Here is a 13,306-nt window from a genome sequence, read left to right on the forward strand (position 1 = left end):
GATCTCTTTAGGAATCTGACTTCGGACGTTGTCCGAGGAAGAACGACGAGGACTTCAGCGGCGCGAAGGTCGGCCGCTTCAGGCCGGCGCCGGTCAGTGGCGCGGTGTCGAGCGGCGCCTTGATCGCGGCGGTGATGACGCCTTGCGGCGCCTCCGGCGTGCAGGTGCCGGCGACGAAGGTCGGCTCGGGACCGAACACGGTGCCGCGGCGGGCATATTTGTCGTAGGCCAGCGGCAGGGTGTTGTTCAGGCCCTCATGGCCGTTGCCGCCCTTGGCGTCGATCGCCATCATCTCGCTCTGACACATCTTGCCGGCCTCGACGCACATGTTGAGGATCAGGCGATAGAGGTCGGCATCGACCGTGCCCCAACGGCGCACCGGCTCGTTCTCGCTCGGCTTCTCGAGCTGGAGATATTCGGCGCGGCCGAGCGAGCCGCCGGCGGACTTGGCCTGTGCGACCCAGGCGTCAAAACCCTTGTCGTCGAGGCCGTGGAAGGTGAAGTGCATGCCGGAGAAACCGGCGCCGCTGTAATTCGCCGAAAAGCCCTTGTAAGCACCGGCGTGGTTGATCACGGCGTGGAGCGACGTCTCCATGCCCGGCATCGCGTAGATCTGTCCGGCGAGCGCGGGGATGTAGAACGAGTTCATCACCGAAGAGGCGGTGATGTGGAAGTTGATCGGGCGGTCAACCGGCGCGGCGAGCTCGTTGACGGTGGCAATGCCGTAGTCGGGGTAGATGAAGAGCCACTTCCAATCGAGCGCGACGACATCGACGTCGAGCGGGGCCCTGGACTGGTCCACGGCACGCTCCGCATGGATGCGGCCGATGTTGCGATAGGGGTCGAGCAGATGCGTCCCCATCCAGGTCAGCGCGCCGAGGCAGACGATGATCAGAAGCGGTGCCGACCAGATCACCAGCTCGAGCTTGGTCGAGTGGTCCCAATCCGGCTCGTAGCGGGCCGAGGTGTTGGACTGGCGGTAGCGCCAAGCGAACAGCACCGTCAGCGCCATCACGGGGACGACGATCAGGAGCATCAGGACGGTGGAGATGATGACGAGGTCGCGCTGTTGCGCCGCGATATCGCCGGCTGGCGCCAGCACGACGTAGTTGCAGCCGCTGAGCGCGACTGCCAGGGGTAGCAGCCCCAGGATCTTGAGACGGGACACGGGCCGAGCCTTTGAGAATGAGTTTCCTTTGCGGGGCCAATGGGTAGCTGCGGCGCAACAATCCGGACATTGGACAATTTGTCCAATGTTGCAGTGCGGAATGTTGCGCCAAACAGGGCCGGATTGTCCGGCGCCCCGCCGGGCGGTCGGCTTTGGTTTTCAGGACGTTAAGGGCGCACGCATGGCGACGGCACAGACCCCCGCAATGGCAGACCTCCACTCGGGCGAGCACGGCCACGACCTGGCCAGTCCCGGCGAGATCGCCATCGGCGTCATCATCGGCCGCACCTCGGAATTCTTCGACTTTTTCGTCTACGCGATCGCCTCGGTGATCGTGTTTCCGCGCCTGGTGTTCCCGTTCACGAGCGAACTGACCGGCACCCTCTATTCCTTCATGATTTTCGCGCTGGCCTTCATCGCCCGGCCGATCGGAACCGTCATTTTCATGACGGTCGACCGGGAGTACGGCAAGACGGCCAAGCTGGTCTCGGCGCTGTTCCTGCTCGGCACCGCCACCGTGGCGCTCGCGTTCCTGCCCGGCTATCACGACATCGGCGTTGCCGCGATCTGGCTGCTGGCGCTGGCCCGTATCGCGCAGGGTCTGGCGTGGGGTGGTGCCTGGGACGGCATGGCCTCGCTGCTGGCGCTGAACGCACCGGCCTCCAAGCGCGGCTGGTACGCGATGGTGCCGCAACTCGGCGCGCCGCTCGGGCTGATCGTGGCGAGTGCGCTGTTCGCCTATTTCGCCGGCAACCTCTCGGCTGACGATTTCTTCGACTGGGGCTGGCGCTATCCGTTCTTCGTGGCCTTCGCCATCAACGTCGTGGCGCTGTTCGCGCGCCTGCGCATGGTGACGACCGAGGAATATGCATCGCTATTCGAGACCCGCGAACTGCAGCCCTCGCGCATCTCCGACACGGTTGCGCGCGAAGGCCACAACATCATGCTCGGTGCGTTCGCGCCGCTGGCAAGCTTCGCGTTGTTCCACATGGTCACGGTGTTTCCACTGTCCTGGGTGTTCCTGTTCACCCGCGAAAGCCCGGTGCGCTTCCTGATCATCGAGATCGTCGCCGCCGTGTTCGGCGTCGCCGCGATCGTGGCCTCCGGCGTCATCGCCGACCGCGTCGGCCGCAAATCGCTGCTGATGGGATCGGCGATCGCGATCGCAATCTACAGCGGCTTCGCCCCGCAGCTGCTCGATGCCGGCGCGTTCGGTGAGACCATCTACATGGTGATCGGCTTCATCCTGCTCGGCCTCTCCTTCGGCCAGTCCTCGGGCGCGATCGCCTCGAACTTCAAGCAGATGTATCGCTACACGGCGTCCGCGCTGACATCGGACATGGCCTGGCTGTTCGGCGCCGGCTTCGCGCCGCTGGTTGCGCTGCTGCTCGCGACCAATCTCGGCGTCATCGCCTCGGGGGCCTATCTGCTCTCCGGCGCATTCTGGACCCTGCTCGCGCTCTGGCTCAGCGGCCAGCGCGAGGTCGGTGACATGGACGCGGGCGAAACCTCGAACTGACGGGAATAAAACTCGGGCCGGACGATCCTGTTTGCTGCCGCAAACAGGAGATCACATGAACGTCCGGTCGAATTCCGTCCTCCCGCGAAGCACGACAAGCCCGGCTCTCGCTGCGATCGCGATCGCGCTGCTATGCGCAGCCGGCCCCGCCGGCGCGACCGGCAACGTCGCGCGCGGCCAGACGCTCTACAAGGGCTGCGCCGACTGCCACTCGATCGCCGAGAACGGCGTCGGGCCGATGCACAAGGGCGTGGTCGGGCGCAAGGCGGGCAGCGTGCCCGGCTACGATTACTCGCCCGATCTGAAGAACTCGGGGATCGTCTGGACCGAGGAAAATCTCGACAAATGGCTGACCGGACCACAGGCCATGGTGCCGGAGACCAAGATGTTTTTCGATGTCCCGGACGCGCAGGATCGTGCCGACATCATCGCGTATTTGAAGGAAAAGGCGCGATAGGGCGGAAGAGCAGGTCTCGTAGGGTGGGCAGAGGCGCTTAAGCGCCGTGCCCACGACCCGTTTCCATTATTCATGGATGGTGGGCACGCTCCGCTTTGCCCACCCTGCGGCACCAGTCGTTTCGTCAGTCCGTCACGATCTTCACGCGGTCACGCACCTTCACCTGCGCGGTGCGATCGAGGCCGTTCAGCACACGAAATCGTTCGGCTGGATGATCGACGCCGGCCATGCGGTGCGACAGCGATTCCACGGTGTCGCCGGGCTGCACGGTGATGACCTTGATGCGCAGCGGACGCGCAGCCTGGATCTCCTCGAGGGTCAGGCGGCGGAACGAATTGACGGTCTCGCGCGCATTGCGCTCGCTCTCGGTCGACTTCTGCCGCGTGGCGAAGATGAAGCGATAGACGTCGCTGCCGAAGCGTAGCGCATAGACCTTGAACGACCACTGGTCGCCCTTGGCGGCGGCGGACGCGGCCGGAAAACCGTTGATCGTGATGTCCTCGGTGGAGGCCTTCTCGACGCCTTCCATCCAGCCGGAATTGAGGTAGTCGCCGAGCGACTGCTCGGCGGGCACGCGCACGACGTCGAAGCGCATCGCCTGCGAGCCGCCCTCGCGCACGCCGATCACGGCCTGCGCGGTGTTGTCGAGCGTGAAATTGTCCGGCGCCTGGAAGGTGAAGCCGAGTTTGGGATGCAGGAAGCGGCGGCCGCGGACAAAGCCTTCGCTCGGGTCCTCGCCAAAGACGAGGTTATCGATCGCGGCGAGATAGCTCTCGCGGTCGCGCTCGCCGCCTTCCGGGGCAACGTATTGCCGCGCAATGGTCTGCGCATTCTGCACGCGTTCGGGCGTGGCCGGGTGCGACGAGGTGAAATCCTGCGCGCGTGGATCGAGCGAGCTTTTGCCGGCCTTCAGCTCGGCATTGCGCTCCATCGCGGAGAGAAAGCGTGCGGCACCATACGGGTCGAAATGCGCCTTGGCGGAGATGCCGACGCCGATGCCGTCGGCCTCGAATTCCTGATTACGCGAGAAGCTCGCCATGGTGAGCTTGGTCTTGGCGAGGGCGAGCGCGGTGAGATCGGGATCGTTGCTCATGTCGGTGACGACACGGGTGACGATCGCGGCCTGGCGGGCCTGGTCCTCGCGCATCGCGGCGTGCTTCGACAGCACATGCGCCATCTCGTGGCTGAGCACGGAGGACAATTCGGAGGTGTCACTGGCCAGCGCGAGCAACCCGCGGGTGACATAGAGTTGGCCGTTCGGCAGCGCGAAGGCGTTCACAGCGCCGGAATTGAGAATGGTGACCTTGTAGCCCTGATCGGGGCGGTCGGACGCCGCGACCAGCCGGTCGACGGTCTTGCTGACCAGTGATTCCAGCCTGGGGTCGTCATAGGTGCCGCCGTAGCTCGCCAGGATGCGCTCGTGCTCCTTTTCGGTGGCGGGGGTCTGCGCGACGGCCGGCTTGGGCTTCGGCATCGCCACCGTCGGCGGCGCCGCCGCGGTCTGGAACCGGTTCATGTCCCCGCAACCGGCAAGCGCGGTGCCGAGCACAAGGCAAAGCGCGGCCGGCGCAGCCCGCAGGCGGCGGCCATCACCTCGTCCGTGCCGTTCTAGCACCCCATTCACGTCGCTTAACCCGTGCCCGGCCCTTTAAGGCCTTACCCCAATAGGCTCGCTTGCGCCCAGCAATTCAACCTGTCCCAAGAGACGCACGTCGATACGCGGCCCCGCAGTCCCCTCAACCCAGCCCCGGACACGAACACGTCGATTTTCCAGAGACTTAAGGGGCATTCCGGCGCCCTCAAACGCCGGCAGCGCGCGCTTTGAAATAGTCACAGCAAAGCCGTGTGTCCAGTTCCGTCCGAAGTTGAGGTAGGTCGTTGCCCCAGCTTGCCGGACTGACAGGACTTTGCCCTCGACCACCATAAAGCGCCCGATCCCGGCCAAAATATCGTCCGGACTTTCCGCGTTTTTTATGGCCGACGGGTCAGCCCAGTTGCCCTTTTTTTGGCGCCTCGCCTCGGCCTCTGACGACATCAGGGCGGCGGCGCACGCTTTGTCCGCGATCTCCGCCGAAACGAGGGCGTCGCCCTGGGCGAGCAGCATGGCCTGCACCGAGGTGTCGCTTTCGGCGACGAACACCAGCGCGCCCTGGCGGCCATAGCGGTCGGGTGTGTCGTCCGCGCTGCGCAGTGCCACGTCGCGGCCGACGAGCAACGAGGTCAGCGCTTGCCTGGTCGATGCGGTGGGTTCGATTCCGGCGAGGCGAACTTCGCGACCATCGTCGAGGCGGATGCTGCGCGCGTCGACGACGGCGGCAACGCGACCTTCGCCTTGTGCCTCGAATTGGCACGGCGCGGCGACCGCGGTGCGACCCGCGGCGAGAACAAATACGACGATGAGGTGAAGCCGTTGCGCCACGAGACCCGGAGAGGTTGCGTTACGAACCGATTTTAACTCAAGCGCGGTGTGGCGCGAAAGGGCTTCCTCACACTCCGTCATTGCGAGCGCAGCGAAGCAATCGTGAATCTTTTCGCGGAAGCAGTCTGGATTGCTTCGCTGCGCTCGCAATGACGTAGATATATTTGTCCGCAACACACCATTCCGCTTTGCGGAAATCGCGGACAGAACATGCGGCCTCTCCGCACCTGCGCTTGCTGCGCTCTTGCGCATGCGGCATGATTGCGGCAACAGCGTTTGCCAAGAGCAATAATCAAGCCGCCATTCAGAGCCAGGCGATCAAGGGAGGTTTTTCGATGAAGCATGTTTTGTCGGGCATTTTTGCTGCCGCGTTGGCTCTCAGCGCGAATGCTGCGCAGGCCCAGGACAAGCCACCCCTGAAGATCGGCGGCATCCTCGACATGTCGAGCCTCTATGCCGACATCACCGGCCCCGGCAGCGAGACCGCAGCCAAGATGGCGGTGGAAGATTTCGGCGGCGAGGTGCTGGGGCGCAAGATCCAGGTGATCGCGGCCGACCATCTCAACAAGGCCGACCTGTCCGCCAACCTCGCCCGCGACATGCTCGACAATCAGGGCGTCGAAATGATCTACGACGTCGCGGCGTCCGCGACCGCACTTGCCGCCGGCGAGATCGCGAAGGCACGCAACAAGATCATCATGTTCAACGGCCCGGGCTCGATCCGTCTCACCAATGAAGCCTGCGGCCCCTACACCATCCACTACGTGTTCGACACCTACGGCCAGGCCAACGTGACCGGCCTTGCGGCCGTGAAGTCGGGCCTCGACACCTGGTTCTTCCTCACCGCCGACTATGCCTTCGGCCAGGACCTGGAGAAGGACACCAGCGCGGTCGTGACGAAGACCGGTGGCAAGGTGCTCGGCGGCGTGCGTCATCCGCTCAACACGTCGGACTTTTCGTCGTTCCTGTTGCAGGCGCAGGCCTCGAAAGCCAAGGTGATCGGGCTCGCCAATGCTGGCGGTGATACCGTCAACGCAATCAAGCAGGCGGCCGAGTTCGGCATCACCAAGGGCGGCCAGAAGGTCTCGCCGCTGCTCGCTTTCGTCTCCGATATCGACTCGATCGGTCTCGAGACCGCGCAGGGCCTGCTGCTGGCTGAAGCCTTCTACTGGGATCTCAACGACGACACCCGCGCGTGGTCGAAGCGCTTCATGGAGCGGACCAAACGGATGCCGACCTCGGCGCAAGCCGGCGTCTATTCCTCCGTCACGCACTATCTGAAGGCAGTGAAGGCGGCCGGCACGACCGATGCGGCCGCAGTCATCAAGGTGATGAAGGACACGCCGATCAACGACTTCTTCGCCAAGAACGGCAAGATCCGTGAGGATGGTCGCATGATCCACGACATGTACCTGTTCGAGGTCAAGAAGCCGTCGGAGTCCAAGGGCCGCTGGGACGACTACAAGCTCGTCGCCACCGTCCCCGGCAGCGAGGCGTTCCAGTCGCTGGAGCAGTCGCGCTGTCCGCTGGTGAAGAAATAGAGATCATCATTGCGAGCGAAGCGAAGCAATCCAGGAATGTTTCCGCAGAGATAGTCTGGATTGCTTCGTCGCTTCGCTCCTCGCAATGACGGCGTGGCTATAGACAAGCAAAACAACAACAAGGGAGACGTCCCATGAACGACATGGTCCTGCAGAAGCTCGAAAGCGGACTGCTCACCATCACCATGAACCGTCCCGAGCGAAAGAACGCGCTCAACCCCGAGATGGTCGCAGGACTGGTCGAGGCGGCGCGGCGCGCGGCTGACGATCCGGAGGTGCGCGCGGTGCTGTTCAAGGGGGCAGGCGGCTCGTTCTGTGTTGGCGGCGACGTCAAGTCGATGGCGGCGGGCCGCGCGCCGCTGCCGTTCGAAGTGAAGATGGCGAACCTCCGCCGCGGCATGGAGGTCTCGCGCATCCTGCATCAGATGCCAAAACCCGTGGTGGCGCAGCTCGATGGTGCGGCGGCCGGTGCCGGCCTTTCGATGGCGCTGTCGTGCGACCTGCGCGTTGCCAGCGAGTCCTGCAAGATCACGACGGCGTTCGCCAAGGTCGGCTTCTCCGGCGATTATGGCGGCACCTATTTTCTCACCCAGCTGCTCGGTAGCGCGCGGGCGCGCGAGCTTTATCTGACCTCGCCGGTGCTGACCGCGAAGGAGGCGCATGCGATCGGCATGGTGACCAGGGTTGTGCCCGACGCCGAGATCGATGCGGCCGCGCATGAACTCGCGTTGTCGCTGGCGCAGGGGCCGTCGATTGCACTCGGCTACATCAAGCGCAACATCAACAATGCCGAACACCTGCCGCTGGAAGATTGCTTCGACGGCGAAGCCATCCATCACACCCGCTGCAGCGATACCGAGGATCACAAGGAGGCCGCGAAGGCTTTCGTCGAGAAGCGCAAGCCGGCCTTCAGGGGCGCATGACGATGGCGCCCTATATGCGGCTGCGGCAGATTTGTCTGGTCGCGCCGCAGCTCGCACCTGTCATCTCCGATATCGCCGAGATCATGGGCCTCGCCGTCTGCTACCGCGACGGCAATGTTGCCAAATACGGCCTGGAGAATGCGCTGCTTCCGGTCGACACGATCATGCTGGAGGTCGTCGCGCCCTTCAAGGGCGGGACCACCGCCGGCCGCTTCATCGAGAAGACCGGCGGCCGCGGTGGCTATATGGCGATCTTCTGCTGCAACGATCCGGACGAGCGCGGCCGCTACGCCAATGCGCTCGGCGTGCGCACCGCCAACGTCATCGACCATGCGCCCTATCACGGGGTGCAGCTCCACCCCCGCGACTGCCGCGCCGCTTTCATCGAGTTCAACCACACCGCAGGCAGTGACGACATTCTTGGCGCGTACCCGCCCGCGGGGCCGGATTGGCAAAGCTTCATCCGCAAGGATGTGACGCAGGCGCTGACGGCCGTGGAAATGCAGAGCCCGGACCCGCAGGGACTGGCGACGCATTGGGGCAAGATCATCGGGGTCGCGGCTGATGGCCCTGAGCTGAAGCTGCCCAATGCGACGTTCCGCTTCGTGAGGGGTACGAGCGAGATCATGAGCGCGCTGGAGTTTCGGGTGGCCGACGTGGCCCAGGTGCTGCACTCCGCCAAGGCGAAGGTTGGCGGTTGCGGGCAACGAGTTCCTGCTGGGCGGGGTGACGTTCCGCGTCAGTTGATTGGTTAGTCGTGATCCGTCACCCTGAGGTGCTCGCCTCTTCGGCGAGCCTCGAAGGGCGACGGCCACCGGCGGGGCCGTTCACCCTTCGAGGCTCCGCACGTGCCGCGTTGCGCCACGTGTCTCGCACCTCAGGATGACGGAGCAATATAAGAGCAAGGGTTCAACATGCCGCATCCGCTCGACAGCTTCTTCGCCCCCGCAAGCATCGCGCTGATCGGCGCATCGCGCGACCACGAAAAAATCCCCGGCCGATTGCTCGCGATGCTGCGCAAGAACGAGTATTCGGGAAAGATCTATCCGGTGAACCCGAACTACGCCGAGATCGATGGGCTCGCCTGCCACAAATCGATCGCGGAGATCGGTGCGCCGATCGATCTCGCCATCGTCATCATCCCTGCTCGTGCCGTGTTGCCGGCGCTCGAACAATGCGCGGCTGCCGGCGTCAAGAACGCCGTCATCATCTCTTCCGGCTTTGCCGAGGAGGGGGGCGACAGCGCGGCCATGCAGGACGCGATCGCAGCGCTGGCCAAGCGCACCGGCATGCGGATATCCGGCCCAAACGCCGAGGGCTTTTTCAGCCATGTGCAGCGCGTGGCGGCGACGTTCAGTCCGGCCGTAGACGTCAAGCCAGGTGTGGTGCCGCTGGTCGCCACGACGAAGCGGATTGGCATCGTCGCGCAGAGCGGCGGCATCGGCTTTGCCTATTATCACCGCGCCAAGGCGCTCGGGATCTCGACGAGTTACGTCGTCAGCGCCGGCAATGAATCCGATCTCGGTGCCGGTGAATTTTTGGACTACATGGTGCAGGACACCGCAACCGATGTGATCCTGCTGTTCATCGAGGGCATCCGCGACGTCGACAAATTCCTCGCGGCCGCGCGGCGCGCGGCGGAGTTGAAGAAGCCGGTCATCGTCACCAAAGTCGGCCGCTCCGGTGCGGGCGAGCGGGCCGCAGCCTCGCATACCGCGAGCATGGCCGGCTGGTCGGCGGCCTATGACGCCGTGTTCGCCAAATACGGCTTTATCGTCTCCAATGATCTCGACGAGGCGTTGACGATCGCGGCTTTGCTCGTGAGCAATCCGCTGCCGAAAGGCGATCGCGTCGCCGTGATTACGACGTCAGGCGGCGCCGGTATCTGGGGCGCAGATGCGGTTGCGCTGCAAGGCTTGCAGGTGCCGGAGCTGTCCCTGCCCATTCAAGCGGAGATCGGCAAGCTGATGCCGTCCTACGGCACCGCACGCAACCCGATCGACGTCACCGCGCAAGGCGTGACCTCGGGCGGCCTGCAGAAGAGCGTGGATCTGCTCACGGTGTCCGATGAAGTCGACGCGATCCTGGTCGTGCTGTCGCTGTCGAGCGACGTGCGCAAGCCCTTCAAGGAGCCGGAGCTGACACCGGTTCTGGCCATGCAGCACAAGCCGGTGGTGTTCTATTCCTATACGGTACCGTCCGACTTCGCGCGGCGCGAGATGGCGAAGTCAGGCGTCGTGGTCCTGTCTGGCCTCACCCATGTCGGCGTTGCGATGCGGCGGATCGCCGACTACGCGAAGTTCAGCCTGCCGAGGGCCGCCGAAGAGGTGCGGCTGCCGGCGCGCGATCTCTCGGCGCACCTGACGTCGCCGGTTTTGTCCGAAGCAGACAGCAAAGCATTGCTCCGAGCCGCCGGCATCCCACTGCCGGATGAGGTGCTGGTCAAGGAAAAGAGCGAGCTGGATGCGGCGGTCGCCCGCGTCGGCCTTCCGCTGGTGATGAAGATCCAGTCGCCGACATTCCACACAAGAGCGAAGTCGGCGGCGTGCGCGTCAATATCAACACCAAGGGTGAAGTGTTTCTGGCGTTCGAGGCGCTGGTCAACAATGCCCGCAAGCATAGGCCGGAGGCGGCCATTCAGGGCGTGCTGGTCGGGCCGATGGCGAAGAGAGGTGTCGAGATCATCGTCGGCACGATGACGGACGAGACGTTTGGCCCGATGATGATGGTGGGCCTCGGCGGGATCACCACCGAGCTGTTCCGCGACGTCGTCTATCGCCCGGCGCCGGTGAGTGCTGAAGAGGCCGGCGCGATGCTGGCAGGACTGAAGGCCGCGCCGCTGCTGAACGGATTTCGTGGAGCGGCGAAGGCGGATGTCGCGCCACTGGCGCAGCTGATCGCGGATGTCTCGGTGCTTGCCGCGCGGCATGCCGGAGAGATCGCGGAGATCGAGCTCAATCCGGTGCTGGTGCATCCGGAAGGGCAGGGTGTGACGATCGTGGATGCGCTGGTGGCGGGGCGGAAGTAGCGCGTCAAATCCACACTATCGTCCCGGCGAAGGCCGGGACCCATAGCCACAGGCAGTGGTTTGGCGAAGACTCGGAGTGGGCGCCTCGCGCCACACTCTTCCCTGTGGTTATGGGTCCCGGCTTTCGCCGGGACGACATGGGAGAATGTGGTAACGCCAGAGTGATATGGCGAACGCCGCCGCAGTCACCGTCCCTTGAAATTCGCCACGCGCCGCTCTTCCGTGGCCTTCACGCCTTCCTTGAAGTCTTCGGTCGCGCGCAGGCGGGTTTGTTCGGCGAGCTCGTGGTTGGTAGCGGCCATGACGCGATCGGCGAGGCCCGCGCGCATCGTGGCGCGGGTGGAGAGCAGTCCGAGCGGGGAGCATTCGGCGATCTCACCGGCGAGCTTCATCGCGGCTGATTTCACCTGGTCCTGTGGCACCAGCTCGTTGGCGAGGCCCCACTTGTACGCTTCCTCGCCGGTGACGCGGCGGCTGGTGTAGAACATCAGCTCGGCGTTGTTCTTGCCGATCAGCTCGGGCAGCGTCGTCGTCAGGCCGAAGCCGGGATGGAAGCCCAGCTTGGTGAAGTTCGCGGAGAAACGCGCTTCGGGGCAGGTGACGCGGAAGTCGGCCGATACGGCAAGCCCGAGGCCGCCGCCGATGGCGGCGCCCTGCACGGCCGCGACGATCGGCTTCTTGGCGCGGAAGATGCGCACGGCCTGGATGTAGAGATGGTTGATGGGGCCGAGATTGTCGGCGGGATCGCCCTTGGCCTTTTTCTCGGCTTCTTGCGCTTCCTGCGCCTGCCGCGCCGGATCGCCGAAATTGGCACCGGCGCAGAACGCCTTGCCTTGCGCCGAGAGAACGGAGGCGCGGATCTCGATGTCGCGATCGAACTCGTCGAGCGCATCCGCGATCTGGTTGATCAGCGAGATGTCGAAGAAGTTGAGCGGCGGCCTGCGGATCTCGATGGTGCCGACGTGCCCGACTTTCTCGACGCCGATATCTTTGTAGGTGCTCATTCTTGTCTCCAATATCTCAGTAGCGAAGAACCACCTCTCCCCATGGGAGAGGTGAACGGAGCCCGACGCCAGGGTTTCGATCCCATCTAGCGCAAGCCCAGTCCGCGGGCGATGATGCCGCGCAGCACTTCGGTGGTGCCGCCCTGGATGGTGAGTTTCGGTGCGGTCTTGATCGCGAAGTCGAGCTGCCGCTCCAGCGTCTCGCGGTTGGTCGCGGTCTCCTCGACGAAGGCCGCGAGATCGCGCACACGATGCGGGAGCTGCTGCTCCCAGACCGTGCCGATGTCCTTGACGATGGACGCTTCTACCACCGGCTCCTTGCCGGCCTGCAACATACCGGCGACGGAGACCGACATGCGGCGCATGGTGTGGAGCTGCGCCACCAGCCGGCCGATGCCTTCGGCGCTGCGCGTATCCGGATTGGGGCCGACCGCGCGGACCAGTTCGGTCAGCACGTAATAGGTCTCGAGGAAACGCTCGGGGCCTGAACGCTCATAGGCGAGCTCTGACGTCGCCTGCTTCCAGGCGCCGTCGACCTCGCCGAGCACGTGATCTTCGGGCACGAAGAAGTCGGTGAAGACGACCTCGTTGAACTCGTACTGGCCGGTGATCTGGCCGATCGGGTTCACCTTGATGCCCGGCTGCTTCATCTTGACCAGGAACTGCGTCAGGCCATGACGGCGGTTTTCCTTGGTCGGCGGCGAGGTCCGGAAAATGGCGATCATGTAGTCGGCGATGTGGGCCGATGAGGTCCAGATCTTGGTGCCGTTGATCAGATAGCCGCCATCGGTCTTGGTCGCGCGCGTCTTGGCCGCGAACAGGTCGGAGCCGGAATTCGGCTCGCTCATGCCGATCGCGAAGCAGATCTCGCCGCGGCAGATGCGCGGCAGGATATCCATCTTGATGTGCTCGGGCGCGTATTTGATCAACACGGGCCCGCTCTGGCGATCGGCGACGAAGAACCGCCGCGTCGGTGCGTTGGCGACGCGCATCTCCTCGGTGACCACATAGCGCTCGAGGAAGGAACGCTCCTGGCCGCCATATTTCTTCGGCCAGGTCATGCCGAGCCAGCCCTTGGCGCCGACCCGGCGGGAAAATTCCGGCGCGTCGGTGTCTTCGCGGTTGGGCTTGTGCGGATCGAAGGTACCGGCGGCGATCTCTTCGGCAAGGAAGGCACGCACTTCCTTGCGCAGTTGCTCGCACTTCTCGGGCAGGCGGATCGGATCGAAACGAAGAGCAGCGGTCAT

Annotated in this window: 9 protein-coding genes and 2 pseudogenes; 6 read left to right on the plus strand and 5 right to left on the minus strand. The window is 64.4% G+C overall.

From position 1 onward, the window contains the following. Positions 1–7: 7 nt before the first annotated feature. Complete coding sequence (gene cyoA / locus NLM32_RS03470; RefSeq protein WP_254127884.1) at positions 8–1,168, minus strand: ubiquinol oxidase subunit II; 1,161 nt, start codon at positions 1,166–1,168, stop codon at positions 8–10. A gap of 181 nt (positions 1,169–1,349) precedes the next feature. On the opposite strand from cyoA, the gene NLM32_RS03475 reads away from it, so the two are divergent. Together NLM32_RS03475 and NLM32_RS03480 are read left to right on the plus strand one after the other, a co-directional pair. Beyond that, entirely contained in the window at positions 1,350–2,687 is a 1,338-nt protein-coding gene (locus NLM32_RS03475; protein ID WP_254127885.1) for an MFS transporter, read from the plus strand. A 55-nt stretch (positions 2,688–2,742) separates the two neighbouring features. Beyond that, positions 2,743–3,144, plus strand: coding sequence for a cytochrome c family protein (locus NLM32_RS03480; RefSeq protein ID WP_254127886.1), 402 nt, complete (start codon positions 2,743–2,745; stop codon positions 3,142–3,144). 124 nt (positions 3,145–3,268) lie between these two features. Here NLM32_RS03480 and NLM32_RS03485 read toward each other — a convergent pair whose 3' ends face one another. Both NLM32_RS03485 and NLM32_RS03490 read right to left on the minus strand, forming a co-directional pair. After that, on the minus strand, positions 3,269–4,660 hold the full coding sequence (locus NLM32_RS03485) for a M48 family metalloprotease (protein WP_254127887.1): 1,392 nt from the start codon (positions 4,658–4,660) through the stop codon (positions 3,269–3,271). Positions 4,661–4,792: 132 nt separating this feature from the next. Beyond that, positions 4,793–5,644 (minus strand): thermonuclease family protein, encoded by an 852-nt coding sequence (locus NLM32_RS03490; protein WP_254127888.1) that lies wholly within the window; start codon positions 5,642–5,644, stop codon positions 4,793–4,795. A gap of 254 nt (positions 5,645–5,898) precedes the next feature. On the opposite strand from NLM32_RS03490, the gene NLM32_RS03495 reads away from it, so the two are divergent. The 4 genes and pseudogenes from NLM32_RS03495 (at position 5,899) to NLM32_RS03510 (ending at position 11,055) form a co-directional block, all read left to right on the plus strand. Then, a complete protein-coding gene (locus NLM32_RS03495; RefSeq protein WP_254127889.1) occupies positions 5,899–7,104 on the plus strand; it encodes an ABC transporter substrate-binding protein in 1,206 nt (401 codons plus the stop codon). Between the two features lie 134 nt (positions 7,105–7,238). Beyond that, a complete protein-coding gene (locus tag NLM32_RS03500) occupies positions 7,239–8,027 on the plus strand; it encodes an enoyl-CoA hydratase (RefSeq protein ID WP_254127890.1) in 789 nt (262 codons plus the stop codon). Positions 8,028–8,029: 2 nt separating this feature from the next. Next, positions 8,030–8,774, plus strand: a pseudogene (locus tag NLM32_RS03505) (hypothetical protein). Positions 8,775–8,941: 167 nt separating this feature from the next. Continuing rightward, a pseudogene (locus NLM32_RS03510) lies at positions 8,942–11,055 on the plus strand (acetate--CoA ligase family protein). Positions 11,056–11,240: 185 nt separating this feature from the next. Here the strand turns inward: NLM32_RS03510 and NLM32_RS03515 are convergent. After that, positions 11,241–12,059: an enoyl-CoA hydratase/isomerase family protein gene (locus NLM32_RS03515; RefSeq protein ID WP_254127891.1), complete on the minus strand. Its 819-nt coding sequence runs from the start codon at positions 12,057–12,059 to the stop codon at positions 11,241–11,243. Between the two features lie 86 nt (positions 12,060–12,145). Beyond that, a complete protein-coding gene (locus NLM32_RS03520; RefSeq protein WP_254127892.1) occupies positions 12,146–13,306 on the minus strand; it encodes an acyl-CoA dehydrogenase family protein in 1,161 nt (386 codons plus the stop codon).

The organism is Bradyrhizobium sp. CCGUVB14 (assembly GCF_024199935.1).
Taxonomy (GTDB): Bacteria; Pseudomonadota; Alphaproteobacteria; order Rhizobiales; family Xanthobacteraceae; genus Bradyrhizobium.

Excerpts from the sequence above, each read along its gene's own strand:
- NLM32_RS03475 (WP_254127885.1), top strand. The coding sequence starts at position 1,350 with ATGGCGACGGCACAGACCCCCGCAATGGCAGACCTCCACTCGGGCGAG.
- NLM32_RS03485 (WP_254127887.1), bottom strand. The coding sequence starts at position 4,660 with ATGAACCGGTTCCAGACCGCGGCGGCGCCGCCGACGGTGGCGATGCCG.
- NLM32_RS03515 (WP_254127891.1), bottom strand. The coding sequence starts at position 12,059 with ATGAGCACCTACAAAGATATCGGCGTCGAGAAAGTCGGGCACGTCGGC.
- NLM32_RS03480 (WP_254127886.1), top strand. The coding sequence starts at position 2,743 with ATGAACGTCCGGTCGAATTCCGTCCTCCCGCGAAGCACGACAAGCCCG.
- NLM32_RS03490 (WP_254127888.1), bottom strand. The coding sequence starts at position 5,644 with ATGACGGAGTGTGAGGAAGCCCTTTCGCGCCACACCGCGCTTGAGTTA.
- NLM32_RS03495 (WP_254127889.1), top strand. The coding sequence starts at position 5,899 with ATGAAGCATGTTTTGTCGGGCATTTTTGCTGCCGCGTTGGCTCTCAGC.
- NLM32_RS03500 (WP_254127890.1), top strand. The coding sequence starts at position 7,239 with ATGAACGACATGGTCCTGCAGAAGCTCGAAAGCGGACTGCTCACCATC.
- NLM32_RS03520 (WP_254127892.1), bottom strand. The coding sequence starts at position 13,306 with ATGACCGCTGCTCTTCGTTTCGATCCGATCCGCCTGCCCGAGAAGTGC.